Source organism: Acidobacteriota bacterium (assembly GCA_009838525.1).
Classification (GTDB): Bacteria; Acidobacteriota; Vicinamibacteria; order Vicinamibacterales; family UBA8438; genus VXRJ01.
Map to the genome: position 1 here is coordinate 1 of VXRJ01000013.1, position 17325 is coordinate 17325.

20 protein-coding genes are annotated in these 17325 nt (G+C 69.0%); 17 read left to right on the top strand and 3 right to left on the bottom strand.

The features are described from left to right. Positions 1-467: 467 nt before the first annotated feature. The 12 genes from F4Y45_04005 to F4Y45_04060 all read left to right on the top strand — a co-directional run bounded on the left by F4Y45_04005 (position 468) and on the right by F4Y45_04060 (position 12145). Complete coding sequence (locus F4Y45_04005; protein MXY23670.1) at positions 468-1742, top strand: phage portal protein; 1275 nt, start codon at positions 468-470, stop codon at positions 1740-1742. Next, the gene (locus F4Y45_04010) at positions 1729-2397 is read left to right on the top strand and encodes a hypothetical protein (protein MXY23671.1); all 669 of its coding nucleotides are present in this window, start codon (positions 1729-1731) and stop codon (positions 2395-2397) included. The genes F4Y45_04005 and F4Y45_04010 overlap by 14 nt, the downstream gene beginning before the upstream one ends. Positions 2398-2409: 12 nt before the next feature. Continuing rightward, positions 2410-3105 carry a hypothetical protein gene (locus F4Y45_04015; protein ID MXY23672.1) on the top strand — a complete coding sequence of 232 codons (696 nt, stop codon included), beginning with the start codon at positions 2410-2412 and terminating at the stop codon, positions 3103-3105. Between the two features lie 11 nt (positions 3106-3116). Continuing rightward, positions 3117-4556, top strand: a complete 1440-nt coding sequence (locus tag F4Y45_04020; protein MXY23673.1) for a hypothetical protein — start codon at positions 3117-3119, stop codon at positions 4554-4556. Between the two features lie 30 nt (positions 4557-4586). Beyond that, on the top strand, positions 4587-5264 hold the full coding sequence (locus F4Y45_04025) for a hypothetical protein (GenBank protein MXY23674.1): 678 nt from the start codon (positions 4587-4589) through the stop codon (positions 5262-5264). Between the two features lie 10 nt (positions 5265-5274). Next, a complete protein-coding gene (locus tag F4Y45_04030; GenBank protein MXY23675.1) occupies positions 5275-6387 on the top strand; it encodes a hypothetical protein in 1113 nt (370 codons plus the stop codon). Further along, positions 6387-6896: a hypothetical protein gene (locus F4Y45_04035; GenBank protein MXY23676.1), complete on the top strand. Its 510-nt coding sequence runs from the start codon at positions 6387-6389 to the stop codon at positions 6894-6896. The genes F4Y45_04030 and F4Y45_04035 overlap by 1 nt, the downstream gene beginning before the upstream one ends. Beyond that, positions 6889-7374: a hypothetical protein gene (locus F4Y45_04040; GenBank protein ID MXY23677.1), complete on the top strand. Its 486-nt coding sequence runs from the start codon at positions 6889-6891 to the stop codon at positions 7372-7374. The genes F4Y45_04035 and F4Y45_04040 overlap by 8 nt, the downstream gene beginning before the upstream one ends. 11 nt (positions 7375-7385) lie before the next feature. Continuing rightward, positions 7386-8501: a hypothetical protein gene (locus F4Y45_04045; protein MXY23678.1), complete on the top strand. Its 1116-nt coding sequence runs from the start codon at positions 7386-7388 to the stop codon at positions 8499-8501. Between the two features lie 20 nt (positions 8502-8521). Beyond that, positions 8522-8803: a hypothetical protein gene (locus F4Y45_04050; protein ID MXY23679.1), complete on the top strand. Its 282-nt coding sequence runs from the start codon at positions 8522-8524 to the stop codon at positions 8801-8803. A 190-nt stretch (positions 8804-8993) separates the two neighbouring features. Then, entirely contained in the window at positions 8994-9383 is a 390-nt protein-coding gene (locus F4Y45_04055; GenBank protein MXY23680.1) for a hypothetical protein, read from the top strand. A 383-nt stretch (positions 9384-9766) separates the two neighbouring features. Further along, on the top strand, positions 9767-12145 hold the full coding sequence (locus tag F4Y45_04060; protein ID MXY23681.1) for a hypothetical protein: 2379 nt from the start codon (positions 9767-9769) through the stop codon (positions 12143-12145). Between the two features lie 52 nt (positions 12146-12197). Here F4Y45_04060 and F4Y45_04065 read toward each other — a convergent pair whose 3' ends face one another. After that, positions 12198-12443, bottom strand: coding sequence for a hypothetical protein (locus F4Y45_04065; GenBank protein ID MXY23682.1), 246 nt, complete (start codon positions 12441-12443; stop codon positions 12198-12200). Positions 12444-12514: 71 nt separating this feature from the next. Beyond that, positions 12515-12715 carry a hypothetical protein gene (locus F4Y45_04070; GenBank protein MXY23683.1) on the bottom strand — a complete coding sequence of 67 codons (201 nt, stop codon included), beginning with the start codon at positions 12713-12715 and terminating at the stop codon, positions 12515-12517. A gap of 133 nt (positions 12716-12848) precedes the next feature. On the opposite strand from F4Y45_04070, the gene F4Y45_04075 reads away from it, so the two are divergent. The 5 genes from F4Y45_04075 to F4Y45_04095 all read left to right on the top strand — a co-directional run bounded on the left by F4Y45_04075 (position 12849) and on the right by F4Y45_04095 (position 16789). Beyond that, complete coding sequence (locus F4Y45_04075; GenBank protein ID MXY23684.1) at positions 12849-13907, top strand: tyrosine-type recombinase/integrase; 1059 nt, start codon at positions 12849-12851, stop codon at positions 13905-13907. 309 nt (positions 13908-14216) lie between these two features. Continuing rightward, a complete protein-coding gene (locus F4Y45_04080; protein ID MXY23685.1) occupies positions 14217-15041 on the top strand; it encodes an ATP-binding protein in 825 nt (274 codons plus the stop codon). A gap of 77 nt (positions 15042-15118) precedes the next feature. Then, entirely contained in the window at positions 15119-15682 is a 564-nt protein-coding gene (locus tag F4Y45_04085) for a hypothetical protein (protein MXY23686.1), read from the top strand. A 322-nt stretch (positions 15683-16004) separates the two neighbouring features. After that, positions 16005-16502, top strand: a complete 498-nt coding sequence (locus tag F4Y45_04090; protein ID MXY23687.1) for a hypothetical protein — start codon at positions 16005-16007, stop codon at positions 16500-16502. After that, positions 16499-16789 carry a hypothetical protein gene (locus tag F4Y45_04095; protein ID MXY23688.1) on the top strand — a complete coding sequence of 97 codons (291 nt, stop codon included), beginning with the start codon at positions 16499-16501 and terminating at the stop codon, positions 16787-16789. Before F4Y45_04090 ends, F4Y45_04095 begins: the two co-directional genes overlap by 4 nt. Here F4Y45_04095 and F4Y45_04100 read toward each other — a convergent pair. Next, positions 16720-17325, bottom strand: a 606-nt coding sequence (locus tag F4Y45_04100; protein MXY23689.1) for a hypothetical protein, incomplete at its 5' end; no start/stop codon positions are given. The genes F4Y45_04095 and F4Y45_04100 overlap by 70 nt on opposite strands.

Consider the following 17325-nt stretch of genomic DNA (forward strand, 5'->3'; position numbering starts at 1 on the left):
GTACCTGCAGCCGACCGGCGGCGGCGGTCACGTGGCCTCATCCGCCGGCTGGTTGATCGCATCTTCGACCTGCTGCGCCGCGGCGGCAACGCTGCGGGAACAGGCTCGCAGATCGCCTACTCGCTCGGCTACAGCCGCAGTCGCCGGCGCACCCGTCCGGCCAACTCGTCGCCGGCGAGTCCGCCCGGCCGCCTAGCGGCGGTTCTGGACCCGAATTCTGAGCCGCACGCTTCGGAATCCACGGTCTCCGCGAATTCGGCGCCCTGGTCGCCCACGTCGCGCCACGTCGCGCGAATCCACCGCCCGAGGCCCAACGACACCAGATCGCCGGTCCGGTCGCGCTACGGGCGATTTGGGGGCAATCGGACTAAATTCAACTCGAGGACACACATTGACGATCTCGACTGGTGAGTAGGCTGAGGTCATGTCCGGATACAGCGATCTCGACTGGTGAGTAGGCTGAGGTCATGTCCGGATACAGCGATCGCATCTTCGACCTGCTGCGCCGCGGCGGCAACGCTGCGGGAACAGGCTCGCAGATCGCCTACTCGCTCGGCTACAGCCGCAGCCGCCGCCAGCCGCTGATCCAGCCGAACGAGCAGCGGTTGATAACGGCGCTTAGCGAGCCACCGCTGGTGGTCCGCCGTCGCGACGGCGAGGAGATCGCCGGCGCCCAGGTCACGACCGCCGGCGTCGCGCGACGATTGATCGACCTGGGCGATGACGAGGACCCGCTGCAGTACCTGGCGGCCGCGTCGGTCGTCGACGCGCTGCAGGTCGGATACGGGCTGCTCGAGTGCCCGCTCTGGCCGCCGCGCCCGGCCGCCGGTTCGGGCGCCAACGCCCGCGGCGAGCGCTGGCGCTACATCCCGACCAACGACGCCCAGGGCGACACGACCCGCGGCGTCAATGCGGCCGGCCAGCGGGTCGCGCTGTCGATGCGCGAGCCCTCGGTCTACTGGCTGGAGTCGGAACGCTGGAATCCCGACGAGGTGGTCAAGCTGCGCTTCGACCGAGATCCGGACGAGGCCTGGCACGGGCGCGGCGCGCTGGACTCGCTCGGCCAGGTGATCTTCGCCGAGTTCCACCAGCTGCAGCTGCAGGCGGCCGCGGTGGCCAACGCGCCCTATGGCTACCTCGGCGTGATCAAACCGAAGCAGGAGAGCCAGTTCAGGCGGGTCGCGCGGCGCATCCGTCAGTCGGTGACCGGCCGCAACCGCGGCTCGCTCTCGATGACCGACGAGGGATTCGACGATCTGAAGCAGCTCGAGTTCGACCCGAACCACGTGCGCTTCAACGAACTGCAACTCTCCCACGAGGCGTACGCCGACCAGTCGCTGGGCATCCCCGCGCCGATCGCCGGCGGATTGCTGGGCATGAGCGCCGCGACTTACGACAACTACCGGATGGCCCGCCAGGTGTTCTACCGCGAGCGCCTGCGGCCGCTCTGGCGGATGACGGGCGAGATGCTGACGAAGCAGTGGCTGCACCGATACATCGACGCCGACCCGCAGCTCGAGGTCGCCTACGACCTGTCGGACATCGCCGGCTTGCAGGAGGACCGGACCGAGGCGGCCGCGCGGATTCACACCGGCTACGCCGGCTCGGCTGCGACCCTGAACCAGTACGTCGAGGCGATGGGCCTGCCCTCCTACGGCGCCCGCGGCAACGTCCTCAAGATCGGCCAGGACTTCATCCCCGTCGACGACGTGCTGGGACCGGACCCTGATGGCAAAGCGTGATTGGGCGCGGGCCTGGTTCCGGCTGCGCCGGCGCTACGTCCGCGAGCTGCGCGGCGACGTCGGCGAGCAGCTGACGCTGATGGGCAGGGCGGCCGTCCTCGAATTCGAGGCCGGCGCCCGCGCCCCGCTCGACCTGATCCCCGAGGCCCAGGCGGAGGAGCTCGGCCAGGTGGTGGTCCAGCGGCTCTCGTCGATGAACGACGACGTGGTCCAGGCGGCGCTCGACTCCTACGACAAGTTGCCGGAGACGCTAACCGTAGATATCAGCGACCTGCTCGACGCCTCGGGCCAGCGCATGGTCGGCGTGACCGACGAGGTCCGGAGCACGGTCGGCCGGGTCGTGGCCGACGGGATCCGCCGCGACCTGCCGCTCTCGGACATCGCCGACGGGATTCAGGGCGTTGTGGATAAACCGTGGAGAAGTCTGAGGGTGGCCAGGACCGAGATCTCGACCGTGGGCAACCGCACCGTGGCCCGCGCCTGGCAGGAGTCGGGCGTCGAGCAGGTGCGAATCTCGGACGGCTCGACCTGCGGCTGGTTCGCCCACGACGATCCGGACAAGGCCGACGGCTCGATCCGCTCGGTGAGCGAGTTCGACGCGATGCCGATCTCGCACCCGAACTGCCAGCGCACAGGGTTCCCACGTTTGGGATAGGCTGAAAGTCCGATGACGATCCACATCCTCCAGCTTCCTGCCCGGCTCGAAGCGCTCCACGCTGAGGGCGACGAACGGCCGCGCTTCCGCGCCGTCTTCGCCACCCTGGACGAGGACAATCTCGCCGCGTCGCTCTCGCAGTGCTACGGCTGCCCCGAGAAGGGCATCCTCTACCCCTCGGCCTTCAGCGCCGGCGCGGCCGCGCCGCTGCAGGTGGGCCACTGGTCCAACTTCGACACCGTGCCCTTCGGCGCCGGCTACATCGAGGTTGCGACGGCCGAGGCGGCGCTGCTCGCCTCGCCCGCGCCGACGGCCGGCGCCCAGGAGGACGCCGCCCGCGTCGCCCACCTGATCGAGCACGGGCTGGGCGAATGCTCGGCCAGCATCATCTACGACGAGGTCCGCCGCGAGAACGCGCTCAGCGACGCCGAGCGTGCCGCCGGCGCCGACTTCGCCCTGGTCCGCGGCACCGTCCTGCACGTCGCGGTCGTCCAGTCGGGCGCCGTGCCGAACAACACCATCGACCTCTACAGCGCCTTTGGCGGCGACTGCCGCAAGCAAGCCGACAACCGTGTTCTCACCGGCGCGGGGGTCGTCGCCAAAGGCGCTGCAGAGTCCACCGCCTGTTCACTGGCCGAGGCCCAGGCCGAGGCCCTGCTGATTCGCGGCGAATTCGCACGTCGCCGCGCCACCCGTAGTCGAGTCTGAAGGGACCGATAATGCCTGCTATCGCCAACCGCACCGGAGACAAGAACACGAGCCGCCTGGTCACGCTCGAGGAGGAGCTCGGCGGCCGCATCCGCGGGATGCTCGAGCAGCGACAGCAGGACGTCCCCTGGCATGAGATCGAGGGCCTGACCCAGTACACGGACCGCGATGAGGCCCGCGCCGCATTCGGTGAGCTCCAGGCCGAGTACGAAGCGGTCGTCGACGACCTCGAGCTGCTCGGCGGGGTGACCGACCTGACCCAGCGCGGCCGGGTGTTCGCCGACCAGGTGATCCCCGCCCGGGCGGCGCCGACGCCGGCGATGATGACCGACCGGCCGCCCTTCGCGGAGGCGATGGCCCAGGCCGTCTACCAGGCCGTCCGCGCCGACGGCGACCGCGCCGTCGTCGGCAACGGTCCGGAGCAGGGCGTCTACGTCCAGGCCGAGGACGTCAACCTGCTCTCGATGCACGGTCCGCACATGCTGGGCCTCAGCCCCCGCAACTACGCCGAGTGGGACATCGGCTCGACCGGCGGCCAGGGTCTCGGCCTGCCGCAGGGATTCATTCCCGGCTCGGCCCCGCCGTTCATGTCCGGCGTCATGGCGATCGACCTCTTCCAGCCGCGGGCCATGACCGTGCCCAACACCAGCGGGATCCGCTGGAACGCGCGAACCGCGAACGCCAACGTCCGCTCGCGCTTCAAGATCGCCGACCGAGCCTCGGTCGCTAACCAGGACGCCGCCTCGACCGTCGCGCGGCTCTCCGACAACCTGACCCAGGGCATGCTCCACGTCGACGCCGAATGGCAGGCGATCGACGCGGCCACCGACACGCTCCAGATCGTGATGCAGGACCTCGACTACGAGTACCGCGACGCGATGAGCTACCAGGCCCTGCAGGCCGCCGGCGCGAACGACGACAACCGCGGCTTCGCCTACTACTCCTCGACCACCGGCGCCGGCGACGTGACGAACCTGGCGGCCCGCGAGGTGCTGGACCAATTCCACGACGAGCTGACGGCGGCGGACTTCATCAGCCACTTCATGAGCCTGCGCTCGACCCTGGCCGTGCGCGGCTGGCCGCCGATGGTCGCCCTGGTCGCGCCGGAGCAATTCGAACCCCTGACCGCCACCCAGGTGACCGACGGGACGCCGTTCGACTCGGCCTTCGGCGCCCTGTTCGCCACGATGCAGCAGACCCTGCGCGGCATCCGCCTCATCGAGGTGGTCCGAGGCTTCGCCGCGGTCGAAGGGGCCGACGACATCGTCTCCTGGCTCTACCCGTTCTCGGGTCCCGCCGACGCGGTCCACTTCATGCGCGGCTTCCGCATCCAGCGCGACGAGTACACCCAGGCCGACAACGCCCAGACGCGCTGGCGGCTGTACTGCGAGGACGCCCTGCGGGTCGGCCAGCCGCACGCCCTCGGCGTGATCCGCGGCGCTGGTTCGTAGGGGCGATCTTGTCTTTTACCGGAGACCCCCATGCGGCTCGCCCCCAACCGGCTCGGGGCCCCCTACACCCCCGGCCCGCCCGATGATTCGGGCGCGGGCGCGGCCGCGGCCGCCTCCGACCTGACCCGCTGCCACGGCGTCGACCTGGACAGCCACGTGGCGGTCGTCCTGGCCAGCTGCCGCGCGCAGACCACGCTTCGCTTCTCCTCGGACGGCAACCGACCGGACGCCAACGACCCGGGCATCTTCGTCGCCGCCGGCGGGAACGTGCGGATCGTGGTCCCGCGCGGCCAGTCGCTCTGGTACGCCAACGCGGGCAACTCCAACGGCGGCGGCTTCGCCAGCCACGGCGTAAAGGGCTGCGGCTGGGGGCGCAACCGGGCGCCGGCCTTCGCCGACGACACGACCTCGATCGCGCTGGCGGCCAACGCCGCGAGCGACGCCGACCTCGCCAATCCGACCGCCTCGGACGCGGACGGCGACGAAATCTTCTGGTCCGAGGTCGGCGACTGGGATTCACACTTCAGCCTCGACGAGCTGGACCCGGCGACCAACCTCGAGCGCAACATCAGCTACACCCGGGCCGTCGACGAGAACAGCGACCCGGTCAACATCCCGGCTGGCACCTACGAGCTCACCGTCGGGATCACCGATCGCCAGCCCGACCACGAGCTCGTCACCCGGACCTACGTCGTCACGGTGACCTAGGGGCGGCGCCATGACCACGTCCGCCCACATCAACTTCGAGTCGCTGGGCACGTTCACCTCCGACCCGCTGGCCGGCGTCACCTGGCAGGACACGGCGATCGCCGTGCCCGATCCGGACGACGAGATGATCGTGGTCCGCGCCGGAAGCCAATACACCTATCCCTTCGAAACCGATCGGCTGCGCCGAGTCGAGCGCGTCACGCCGGGCGAGTCCGGCACCCTCGGGGGGATCGCGTTGCACCAGCTAGGCGAGGAGCTACTGACGTCCGCGGCGCGGATCGGCATGACGGCGGGCGGCAACCTCGCTGTCGGCGGCGACCCGGCGTTGGCCGACGGCATCGTCCAGCTCTGGCACCTCGTGCCCGACGACATCGGACTGGCCAACCTGCAGCAGACGCTGACTGCCCGCCTCCTGCCGGTGCCGACCGAGGAGACTCGCGGCTACGTCGTCAAGCAGGACGAGGACGCCGAGACCTACGAGCTGGTCGAGGATGACGGCGGCGGCGGTTCCGGCTCGGACGGCTCGGCCTACGCCACGGTCGCGGAGTACTCGAAGGTCCTGACCGACCGCCCCGAGTTGACCCGCTCCGACGCCTCGGTCGAGCTGATCGGCTACGAGCTCGACGCGGCCGCGGCGATCATCGACCAGTGGTGCCGGCGCTCGTTCCGCATGGGCACCGACGACGACGCGCGGACCACGGTCTACTTCGCGGCCGACGCGCACCTGGACATCGACCTGCAGATGAATCCGATGGAGGCCCTGCTGCTGCCGATCGACGACTCGGTCTCGGTCTCCGAGGTCAAGATGAACGGCCATGTCCTGGCCTCCGAGAAGTGGCGGGCGGAGCCCTCGGTCGACACGACGACCTGGACGCTGGACCAGCTGCGGCTGCTCGATAACGAGGATTATTGGCACGGCCGGATCGAGGTCACCCGCGTACCGGGATGGGCCGCCGTCCCGCCCGCGATCAAGCTCTGCAACATCGAACTGGCCGCCCGCCGCCGCCTCGAGACGCCGACCGCCTTCGGCGACTCGCTCAACGCGCAGGAGGTCGTCTCTGGCGACACCCGGGCCCTGCTCTTCAAGTACCTCGGGATGTACCGGCGAGAGCTGGTGGCCTGATGGTCAAAGTCGAGCTGGTCGAGGGGAAGCGGCTGCTGGAGCTGTTCGAAGACCCGCGCCCCTGGATGGCGCCGGTCTCGGGCAACCTGGCTTCGCAGTATGCCAACGTCGGCGCGATCGAGATCCGCCGCGCGGCCGAGCTGACGAAGCCGAAGCCGGTCCGCCTGGGCCACGGGCTGAACTCGATCAAGGCCCGCCAGCTCGGACCGTCCCGAGCGATCGTCCGCCAGCACGCCTACATGCAATTCCTGAACGACGGCCGCGACGCCGGCGGGCGGATGCCGCCGCCGGACAAGCTGCGGCCCTGGCTCAAGCAGCGCCAGCGCGAGGGCAGGCTGCAGGGCGTGACGCCCTTCCAGCTCGCCCGTTCGATTCAGCGCAAGGGCATCAAACCGCGCCGCTTCGTCGAGCGCGGCATCCAGTCGATGCGCCGGCGCATCGGCCAGGGCGAGGCCGGCCGCTTCCTGACCGACGCGATCGCGCGGGAGTGGAGGATCCGCGGTGCCTGACCAGGCGGCCTTCAGCCCGATAATCGACCATATCGTCGGCATCCAGCGATCGCTGCGGCCAGTCGCCACGCTCGAGAACGGCCGCACGGTCGACCTCGGCCAGGCCACCTGCTACCCGGGCCCGCTGCCCATGCGCCAGGAACCGCCGGTCAACAGCTGGCAGAACCGCTGGTCGCTGGCCGCGCCGCCCCAGTACGAACCCGGCTACTTGGCGACCGAGCTCTGGCTGGCCGAGATGACCTGGTACGGCCGCTCGGCGATGGCCGAGTACGACGTCGCCTACCGCGAGGCCGGCGCCGTCCTGGACGCCGCCCTGCGCGAGTTCTACAAGGCCGAGCACGCCTCGCTCGGCGACCTCGTCGACACCCACGAATTCGCGGCCGTCGACAACGTGATCGACGTCGAGGCGGCCGTCGCCCGCTCGCCCGTCATCGTCACGCTCAACCTGCAGATCACCCGTACCGTCCTGACCGACTGAAGGAGTCCGACATGGCCCGACGCACCATCCGCCGCCTCGCCAGCCTGAACATCGGCGAGCAGACCAACCTCGCGACGAAGCAGACGACGTTCACTCGCGCGATCCCGTTCCGCGCCGGCGACCAGATCCTCGAGCAACCGCAGGACGACCGCCAGGCCGACGTCCTCGGCAACGCCTCGCTGTGGGGCGAGCACTTCCCGCCCGAGCGGATCAGCAACATGTCCCAGGTCATGGTCTCCGGACCGCTCGACCTGCAGCAGATCCTCCTGCCCCTGCTCTCCGGCCTGGTCGGCGGCGTGACCGGCACCGTGGACAGCACCGTGGACAGCGCCTACGCCTGGGCGTTCACGCCCGACATGGACGCCTCGAGCCGCACCGAGGTCGACTACTACACCTTCCAGGGCGTCGAACGTTCCGCCGGCGGCGCGCAGTCCGTTCACACCGTCGAGGTGCCGAAGGCGTTCTGCTCCCAGCTGGTGATCACGATTCCCGAAGGCGGCGCCGGCGCGCTGGTCACCGCCCAGGCCACCTACCGCGGCGGCAAGCTGGACGATCCCGGCGGCAACCCGGCCACCGGCCTCAGCATCGCCACGCCGCGCCTGCTGGTCCCCTCGAAGCTCTGCGCGATCGGATTCTTCGACACCTGGGCCGCTGCCGCGTCCGGCGCTGCCGCGGCCTCGGTCGCCGTGCGCGGCGCGACAATCACGATCCCAATGGGCCTCGAGCCGTCCGAGAACCTGCAGGCGAACGAGGACCTCGACTACACCGCGCTCGACGCCGTGCCGACCAACGCCACCGTCGGCGTCTCGATCTACGGCGACCCGGCCGTGAACAGCCTCGAGCGCGAGGAGAAGGCCCACAAGGAGGCCGGCGACCTGCGCTTCCTGCGCTTCTCGCTGCCCGCCTCGCGGACCCTCGTCGACGGCTCCGACGCAACGTCGACGCTGCAGCCGTCAATGGAGATCATCATGGCGCTGCGCCACGCCACCGACTCCGAGGTCGCCCGCGGCCAGGCCGACGGCCAGGGCCGCCAGACCTACCAGCTCAACTACGTCGCCGCCGCCGACTCGGCCCAGACGAACGGCCTCTACGTGGCCGTGACCAACGGCGAGTCCTCGTTCCCGTAGGCCCATCGAGAGAGGCAATCATGGATCCCGAGATCACCGACACCGCCGAGCCGGCCGAGGCCAGCGAGCCGCAATCAGTCCAGGACGCCGCGCCGGAACCGCTCGCCGAATTCACCGAAGCGATCGCCGAGGCGCGGCGGCTGAACGAGCAGCTCCTGCGCACCGACGAGCCCGACCCGTCGACGCTGGCCAACTACCAACACCTCCGCCAGCGCTGTCTCCAGTTGCACGACGAGCTAATGTCCGGTCCGCTGCAGGCGGCCGTCAGCGGCTACCGCCCGCGGGCCCTGCCCGAGCGCTGATCGCGGCCGCCGACGTCCGCGCCCTCGCCGGCGATAAACTGCCTTAGCAACGAGGAGGCGGCCTGATGTGCGACGAGGCCCCGGCGTTCGGTCGAGCTGAGCAGAAGGCGCGCCGGCTGTACCAGTCGTCCACGGGATCCGCGAGACCCTCGGCCGCGCCCTGCTGCCCGATTGAAGCTAGGAGACCACCATGCCCGAACTGCCCGACTGGATGAGCGCCGACGAATTCCGAACCACGGTCGAGATTCCGCCCCACGTCGCCAACGGCGAGGAGGGCTGGCTCGCCGAGTTCCGCCCTCTGTCGCTATCGGCTAACGTCAACCTGCAGAACGAGACAATGGAGCAGCGCGGCATCCTTCGACACGGGCCAACGCTGCTGGACCGCCAACTGGTCGCCATCACCAGTCCGGACAACACGATCTACGACCGAGAGGACCTCGGCGACATCGAGCTTATGAACCCGGCGCTCGGCCGCTTCCTGGCCGACCAGGCGATCGACATCGCACGGATCGGGACTGCAAACCTGGGGGAAGGCTTCACGCTGCGGCCGCAGCGTGGCGCAGCGGAGAACATCAACTAGACCCCGTCTTCGACGAACCGCACGCCTGCCAGATCACCGGACTTCAGCCCACCGAGTGGCGAGCCCTCAGCCGCGCCCAGCAGCTCGTCTGGTACGCCTACCACCTGCAGACCGGCGAGCGATAAGTGGAACGCTTAGCGAGCCAGTCCTAGTCGCCGATCATGAGTTGATTCCGATCCGAGTGAAGATCGTGTAGGCGAGAACGCTGGACACGAGGACAACGGCGAAGGAAGCAGCGGAAGCCGCCGCCACCGTTCCCGCGACCGACCCGCCACCATCGGTAAGCGTGTCGGCTGCGACGATCACCGCGACCATGACCGCCGCGGGAAGCCCTGCGATGGCCCCGATGATTCCTAGTCCGGTCGCTCCGTTACCTTTGTGATATGACCACCGAGCGGATCGCCCTCGAGATCACGGCGCGAGACAATGCGTCCGACGAGTTCGAGCGAATCGGCCGCTCAGGCAAAGAGAACCTCGACGAGGTCACCCAGGAAGCCGACCGCGCCGGCGCCGGACTGAACCGCACCGGTATATCTGTTCGCCAGGTCGTGGGCGCCGTCGGCGCGATGGCCGTCGCCGTCGGTGCATACCAGTCGGTCGGCTTCGCCAAGGGTCTGATCGACGACGCCGACCACCTGCAGAAGATGGGCCTCGCCGTCGGCGAGAACACCGAGACGCTCTCCGAAATGGAGTTCGTCCTGCAGCAGAACGGCGGTTCGCTGCAGGCCTTCCAGACCGCGCTGCGCACCCAGTCCCGCGTCATCGACGAGGCCCGCCAGGGCTCGACCGAGTACCTGGACATCCTCGACCAGATCGGCGTCGACTGGCGCGAGCTCGAGGGGCTCAGCCCGTACGAGCAGTTCCTGCGGCTGTCGGAGGGCGTCCGCGGGCTGGACGACGACACCGAGCGCCTGGCGATTTCACAGCAGCTGTTCGGCCGCGGAGCGATCGAGCTGATCCCGACGATCAATCTCGGTCGCGACGCGATCGAAGACATGCGGGCGGAGGCGCGCGGTCTCGGCGTGACGATCAGCCAGGAGTTCGCCGACGACGCCGCCGAGTTCAACGACACCCTGAACGAGGCTAAGCAGGTCGTCCACGGGCTGGGACGTGCGCTTCTAACCGACCTGCTACCACATATCACGTCCGCGGTCGACCTCATCGGCAGGTTGACCGACTTCCTCGGCCTGACCAACATCGCGGAGCAAGAGCTAGCCGCCCAGCTCGGCATCTCGGTCGAGAGTTATAGACGGCTACGCGACGAAGTCCGACTGTCGGCTGAGCAGGAGCTCGCGCTGGCGCGGGCCCGCCGCGAGGGTGCACTGTCAGGATCCGAACTGGAGACAGTTCGGAATCAGCTGATAAATGGGCTTATTGCCGAGCGGGCAAGGGCGGAGGCAGCCAGCGACGCACAGAAGGAACATGGGGCCGCGCTCCGGGCGGCCGCCGAGCGTCTCGCTAACGCACGTGAAGGGTCTCGCGAATACGCCGCAGCCCTCGACGAGATCGCACGGTTGACCGGCGTCGCCGAGAGTGCAGTGTCTGAGTTCGACGCTGAGCTCGCCCAGCAGCGCGACGCGTTGGGCAATACGGTTCCCGTGACCGACGCCTACCTGCAATCGATTGGCGCAATTGCGCTCGAGCTGGACAAGCTGGACGGGCGATCGGTCGACGTCGAGGTAAACGTCGGCTTCAACCTGCCGGACACCATCCTCCAGGAGCTGGCTCGATTCTGGGAGATGGGCGGCAACATCGAGGCCGCCGGCTCTGCCCGTGCGCTCTATCGGGCGATCACCCGCTCCGCCGGCCGCCAGGGCGTGCGCGGCAATCTTTTCGGGCAACACGGCGTGTCCGGAGGTGGTTCCGGCGCTGGCTCGTCGAGCTCATCGTCAGGCGACGCCGACGAGGATCCGGTCGGCCGCGGCCAGGAGCAGTTTGAGCGAGCTGGGCTGGTCGGCCAGATTAACCGGCAGTTCGCCGAGTACGGAGCACTGTTCACCAGCGAGATGCAGGCCGACATCCTCGACGCCTACCTGCGCGACGAGGCGATCCAGGAGGACATCGACCAGGCGATCGAGGACGGCAACGAACTGACGGCCGAACAGATCCGCTACCTCGAGCGCGGCCAGACCTCCGCGGAGAAACAGATCGACCTAGCCGAGGGCTGGCTCGACGCGCAGATCGCCATTGCCGAACACCAGTCCGAGCGCGACGCCGAGCAGATCAGGCTGCTGGGCAAACTGGCCGACGAGCAGGAGCGGCAGAACCGCGAACTGCGGGGCAAGGTCTTGGCCGCGGTGGGGCCGGCCTTCGAGGCCAACAACTTGACGGCCGAACAGCGGGCCGCCTATCGCGAGGCGCTGAGCGACCCCGAGGCCGGCGACCAGTCCTCAATCAGCGACGGTCTGGTCAGCTTCAGTAACCAGAACGACGACACGGTCACCTACGTCGGGCCGGACGGCACCGCGATCCAGGTGCCCCGCCGCACCTCGATCAACGATGTCCGCGACATGTTCGGCATCCCACGTCTGGCCCGGGGCGGCATCATCATGCCGCGCCCGGGCGGCACCCTGGTCGACGTCGCCGAAGCCGGCTATCCCGAGGCGGTGATCCCGCTCGACGGCCGCTACCGAATGGCGCCGGAGATCCACGTCCACTTCGACGGGCCGATCACCGCTTACGGCATCGAGGACCTGGACGATCAGGTCGAGCGAATCGCCAACCGCATGTACCTCGAGGGCCGATCGGCCTGGAGCTTATAACGGGTCTTAGCGGCCGCCGCCCAGCTCGTCGATCGCGCGGTCCTCGAGGTCGTCAATGCACTCGGCTGCCGTGCGCATCGCGGTCCGAATCTCCTGCTGCGCCTCGGCCCCGCCGCTCGGCTCGCCGCTTCTTCCGCTCCCGCCGGTCGAAAATGTCGCGCAGGGTCAGGTCCAGCCACTCGCCGCGAGTCAGCTTGTTCTCGGCCGCCGCCTGCTCAATCAACTCCCGGGTGTCCTCGTGGGTGGTGAAGGTCACTCGCACCATGATCGGCTTTGGAAGGTCTTCGTCCCAGCGCATCGTTGTCGATCCGTCCCAGCCCTACGCGCCTGCGCGGGCGCGCCGACCTGCGCCCGCGCGCGCGTGGGAATTCAGTCGTCTGAGCCCTGCCGGAGGGCCTCCCGTTCGCGCCGCGCGATCGTGTCTCGAACCAGCCGCTTCATCCAGAGGTGGAACGGCAGCCCGTCTTGCGCTGCGAATTGGCGCAGCTTGTCCAGATGCTCGCGCGGCATCTTCATGTCGATCCGGCCATCGTTGAACGGCTTTGTCGGCGGTCCACTTGTTCTGGACATGTCCGTATGATAGCGCCCCTCCCGACCCTGTGGATGAATCCGCTGCTTCGTGCCGAAGCGCACTTGCAATCCCCGCTATCAATGGTTATCGTTCGACGTGCTAAGCAGAATCCCGAACCGAGAGGAGTTCCCAATGCCTAGCAACATCATGATCGTCGAGCAGCCAGACCGGGCGCTCGAGCCGCAGTTCGTCCAACGCGGCGAGCAAGGGCTCAGCCGCTTCTTCCTGGGCGAGGAGGGTGAACGCGCCCGCCGCTTCCAGGACTGGATCGGCAACCACTCGGCCAACACCGTCCGCACGTACCGGACCCAGTGGTCGAACTACTTCGCCTGGTGCGATCTCGCCGCCGTCGACCCGGTGCCCGCCAGTCCCTACCAGGTCCGCGCCTGGATCGACTTCCGTAAGTGCCAGGCCAATCCGGTCACCGGCAAGCCGATCGCGCCGAACACGATCTCGCAGGGCCTGGCCGCGCTGAAGGCCCTGCACGAGATCGAGGGCCTGCAGTACACGAACGACTACCCGGAGATCAAGAACGCCCTCGGCGCGATCCGCCGCCAGTCCGACCACGTGCAGCGCCAGGCCCGCGGGCTGCAGCTCGAGCACGCCTACGCGATCCGCGCGGTGGCCGAGGAGTCGAAGCGCCGCGCCCGCCGCAAGCGGGCCACGGCCGCCGACCGCCGCCGCGCCGATCGCGACCTGGTCGATGTCGCGATCGTGTTCCTGGCCCGCGACGGCCTGCTGCGCCGCAGCGAGACCGCCGCCCTGCGCTGGTCCGACTTCGAGGAGCAGTCGGACGGCTCGGGCCGGATCCTGATTCGCAAATCGAAGACCGACCAGGAGGGCAAGGGCCAGGTCCGCTTCGTCTCCCGCGCGACCGTCGAGGCGCTCAAGCAAATCCGGCCGAAGGGCGCCGATCCGGAAGCGTCGATCTTCGGGCTCAGCTCGTCAACCATCGGCGCCCGGGTCAAGCGCGCCTGCGAGCGGGCCGGGCTGGGCGAGGACTTCTCGGGCCACTCCTGCCGCCGCGGCATGGCCCAGGACCTGGCCGCGAAGTCGTTCAACACGGCCGAGATCGCCAACGCCGGCGGCTGGGCCTCCGAGGGCATGGTCGTGCTCTACACCCGGCACGAGGAGGCCGGCCGCAGCGCGGTCGCCAGATTCCACGAGGGGCTGGGGCCGTCGGAGCGCTAGGACCGGCTAACGCCGCCCCCACGAGAGGAAAGTTGCTAAGCAGACCGAACGAGGAGGCGGCGGCCGGCGAACGCCGACTGCTTCACCCTAACGAACAATCCGCGCGGCAACGTAAACGATGGGAGTCTTCCACATTTCCACGATGTTTCAACAGCCACCGCGGAGCGCGTCAGCGCGAGCTCGGCGCGGTTCGCGCCGGCGCGGCTGCACTCACCGCGCAACTCCCGAATCAGGGGGATCGGCGATAAGCGTATCGTTAACGCTAAGTACACTTATCGATCCCCTGACCAGATATCAGAGGAGCACGAAATGGGCAATTCCGACGACTTCAGGTCGGTTCGGGACGCGCTCGGCATGGCGAAGCTGGGCTTCGCCCACTCCGAAGACGGACTCCCGCTCGAGCGCGACAACAGCCTCTGGGTTCCGGACGGGCTGACTCGCTGTGGCACCTGCCAGGGCGGCCGCCGCCTGCGCGGTCCCGGCCTGGGCGAGTCGCGCCCCTGTCCCGTCTGCAATCCGCACGGCGAGCAGCGGCCGATGCGGATATGGGGCTCGACCGAGGATGAGCTTCGCCGGCGCACCTTCGACATGGACCTACGCGGCCGCCCGAGCGTCGGTACTGCGCTCCGGCGGCTGCAGGACTGGGTCGACGCGCCGACGGGCTGGCTGACGCTGATTGGCGGACCTGGCGTAGGTAAGAGCCACATGGCCGCAGCCGCCGCGATGCGGATGTACGACGACGGCCGCTCGGTGATCTACGCCCTGGTCCCGCGGCTGCTCGCCCGCATCCAGGCGAGCTGGGACGGCCACGAACACGGCGACGAGCGGATCATGTCCTGGCTGCGCAGCTACCAGGTCGTCATCCTCGACGACTTCGGCGCCGAGCAGCAGTCGAGCTGGTCGGAGGCGCGGCTGCTGCAGGTCCTCGAGCTGCGCCTGAACCGGCCGACGCTGATCACGACGAACATCTTGCCGGACCTGTTCGAGGACCGGATCCGCTCGCGGCTCATGGACCACCGTCACGGCCACATCGGGATTGAGGCGCCGGACTACCGCTCGGGCGAGACGGCGCTGTCCAGGCTGATCGATCCGATGAAGCGCTACCTGCTGCGGCGGAAGGGCGGCCGCCCGTGAGCACACTTGGGTTGGGTCGACCGTCGGCCAAAATCATCCTCTCCCAGCTCGACGCGATCGGCCTTGGCACGAGGCCGGTGGCGATCCGCTGGGCACTGGTCTCGGCCGACCACATGATGGCCAAGGGCGACCGGCGGATCGCCTGCACGGTCGACTACGCCTCGCGCCGGCACGCCGAGCGGGCGGGGCTCAATCGCGGCCACGCTCCAGCCGTTCGACAGGCGGCCGTCGAGGCGGGCTGGGCGGTGGTCCTGAACCCTCCGGGCGATCGCCGGACCGCCGACTCCTACCGCCTGATGTTTCACCTGCCGAGGCCGGACGAGACCTGCGGAACGGCCGGCATGACGACGCTCGACGAGACCGGCGTGTGTGAGATCTGCGGCTCCAGCCTGGCCGCTCGGGACGAGCGCTGGCCGCTCGGATCGCCCGGATGGCACGGCGGAAACCTAGAACGAACTGGCCCCATACAGGGCCAACTGGCCCCACACGGGGCCAGATCTGTCCCCGCACGGGGCCAGATCGTCCCCGCACGGGGCCAGCACATTAACGAGATCTTTAACGATCAGAAGGCTCTCGATGTTCTAGATTCCGGCGTCTTCCGCGGCTCCCGCTACGCCCACCTGCTCGAGGAGGCGCGATGACTGACGCGCCGCTGCTGGTCCCGCCCGCCACCTACACGACTGAGATCGACTCGCCCGGCATCCGCTACCTACAGCGCTTCGGTCCGATCTTCTCGACCGTCCGGCTGGAGATGGACGTGATTGGCCTGCGCTGGCAGGTCCGCGTCCTCTTCCGGCACCCGAACTGAGGCGGCCGCTAATGACCACTATCACCGCGCCTTCGGCCGACCGGCGATCGCCCGGAGGGTTCAGGACCACCGCCCAGCCCGCCTCGACGGCCGCGCCCCACGTGCACCGCTTCGAGGTCCCGGCGCCCGAACGCGACGAGATTGGAGTACCGAGGATGACGACCGAACAGCGAACCGACTTCCTGCGCCTGCGCGGGACCATCGACCGGGTCGAGACGATCAAGTGGAGCGAGCCGTCGGGCGGCGACCTGAAGATCACCATCGTGACCAAGCGGCCGGACCTGCGCGACGCGATCGCCAGCCTGCGGGCCGAGGTTGAGCCGAAGCCCGCGGCCGATGGTGCCTCGAAGCGGGACAAGACGAACGCCCAGCGCAAGCTCGACGCCTACGAGCGGCTGCAAGGCTTCGCCGACGAGCTGGAGGCCTGGCTTGACGAGCGGGTCGAGTACTCGTCGAATGCGGCCGGCGGCCGTCTGCAGCAGTACATCATGACCGTCGCTTTGGGCGTTGCGGCGCTCGAAGGCGAGGACGTCACCGTCGCCCTCGCTCCGAACACCGAGGCGGTCTGGCCGATGTTCCCGGGCATGTCGGCGCTGTCCGAGGTGATCGACGCCTCGGCCGCCGAGCTGCCGGAAGGCGCGGCGTCGGAATGACCGCGGCCGTCGCTCACGTTCACGCCTGCACGTTGGAGGGTCCGTCGCTGGACTCGCCGACGGTGATCGTCGTCTGCAGCTGCGGCGCCGAGCGCGAGTTCGCGGCCTGGGAGCCGGAGCGGTCCTGGAACAACTCGGACGGCGAGGCGCGGCGGCTGGTCTGCGCGCTGGACGGGTGCGAAGTCGAGTTCACGACCAAGCACCCGCGCCAGCGCTATCACTCGGCGCAGTGCACGAATCTCGCCTCGTCGCGCCGCGGCAACGCGAGACGGAGGGTGAAGGCATGACGACGCCGAACGAGCACCTGAATCCCGAATTCGCGAGCGTCCAGGACGTCGCCTGCTGGCTGGCCGAATCCAACTCGGTCTGTCGGCAGGCGAAGCTCAAGCTGGTGGTCCACGGCCACGACGGCCGCGGCGCGCTGGTCAACCTCGTCTGCCTCAAGGCGGCGTTCGACGGCAACTGCGGCCGGACCTGGGCGGCGTTCGTCGACCAAGACGTTGGCGGGCGGATCATCCGCCTGCAGAACCAGGGCCGCTGCCCGACGATGCAGCGGGGATAGGAGACGACCATGTCGAAGCGACGGCCCTACTACGACACGCCGGTCCCGATCGAACGATCGGAGTCGGAGATCTACGGGCTGATGGACAAGTACGACGTCGAGGGGACGGTGTTCGTGTTCCCGCCGCACATCCAGTGGCGGGACGGGGCGAGTCCCAGCGCCGAATTCGCGGAGACCGAGGATGACGGATGCCGAAGCGCCAAGAATCGGGCGGGGCGGGGGGGGGGGGGGGGGGGGGGGGGGGGGGGGGGGGGGGGGGGG

What these genes read in the sequence shown, in the direction of transcription:
- F4Y45_04005 (MXY23670.1), top strand. Translation starts at nt 468, where the DNA reads ATGTCCGGATACAGCGATCGCATCTTCGACCTGCTGCGCCGCGGCGGC.
- F4Y45_04010 (MXY23671.1), top strand. Translation starts at nt 1,729, where the DNA reads ATGGCAAAGCGTGATTGGGCGCGGGCCTGGTTCCGGCTGCGCCGGCGC.
- F4Y45_04015 (MXY23672.1), top strand. Translation starts at nt 2,410, where the DNA reads ATGACGATCCACATCCTCCAGCTTCCTGCCCGGCTCGAAGCGCTCCAC.
- F4Y45_04020 (MXY23673.1), top strand. Translation starts at nt 3,117, where the DNA reads ATGCCTGCTATCGCCAACCGCACCGGAGACAAGAACACGAGCCGCCTG.
- F4Y45_04025 (MXY23674.1), top strand. Translation starts at nt 4,587, where the DNA reads ATGCGGCTCGCCCCCAACCGGCTCGGGGCCCCCTACACCCCCGGCCCG.
- F4Y45_04030 (MXY23675.1), top strand. Translation starts at nt 5,275, where the DNA reads ATGACCACGTCCGCCCACATCAACTTCGAGTCGCTGGGCACGTTCACC.
- F4Y45_04035 (MXY23676.1), top strand. Translation starts at nt 6,387, where the DNA reads ATGGTCAAAGTCGAGCTGGTCGAGGGGAAGCGGCTGCTGGAGCTGTTC.
- F4Y45_04045 (MXY23678.1), top strand. Translation starts at nt 7,386, where the DNA reads ATGGCCCGACGCACCATCCGCCGCCTCGCCAGCCTGAACATCGGCGAG.
- F4Y45_04050 (MXY23679.1), top strand. Translation starts at nt 8,522, where the DNA reads ATGGATCCCGAGATCACCGACACCGCCGAGCCGGCCGAGGCCAGCGAG.
- F4Y45_04055 (MXY23680.1), top strand. Translation starts at nt 8,994, where the DNA reads ATGCCCGAACTGCCCGACTGGATGAGCGCCGACGAATTCCGAACCACG.
- F4Y45_04060 (MXY23681.1), top strand. Translation starts at nt 9,767, where the DNA reads ATGACCACCGAGCGGATCGCCCTCGAGATCACGGCGCGAGACAATGCG.
- F4Y45_04065 (MXY23682.1), bottom strand. Translation starts at nt 12,443, where the DNA reads ATGCGCTGGGACGAAGACCTTCCAAAGCCGATCATGGTGCGAGTGACC.
- F4Y45_04070 (MXY23683.1), bottom strand. Translation starts at nt 12,715, where the DNA reads ATGTCCAGAACAAGTGGACCGCCGACAAAGCCGTTCAACGATGGCCGG.
- F4Y45_04075 (MXY23684.1), top strand. Translation starts at nt 12,849, where the DNA reads ATGCCTAGCAACATCATGATCGTCGAGCAGCCAGACCGGGCGCTCGAG.
- F4Y45_04080 (MXY23685.1), top strand. Translation starts at nt 14,217, where the DNA reads ATGGGCAATTCCGACGACTTCAGGTCGGTTCGGGACGCGCTCGGCATG.
- F4Y45_04090 (MXY23687.1), top strand. Translation starts at nt 16,005, where the DNA reads ATGACGACCGAACAGCGAACCGACTTCCTGCGCCTGCGCGGGACCATC.
- F4Y45_04095 (MXY23688.1), top strand. Translation starts at nt 16,499, where the DNA reads ATGACCGCGGCCGTCGCTCACGTTCACGCCTGCACGTTGGAGGGTCCG.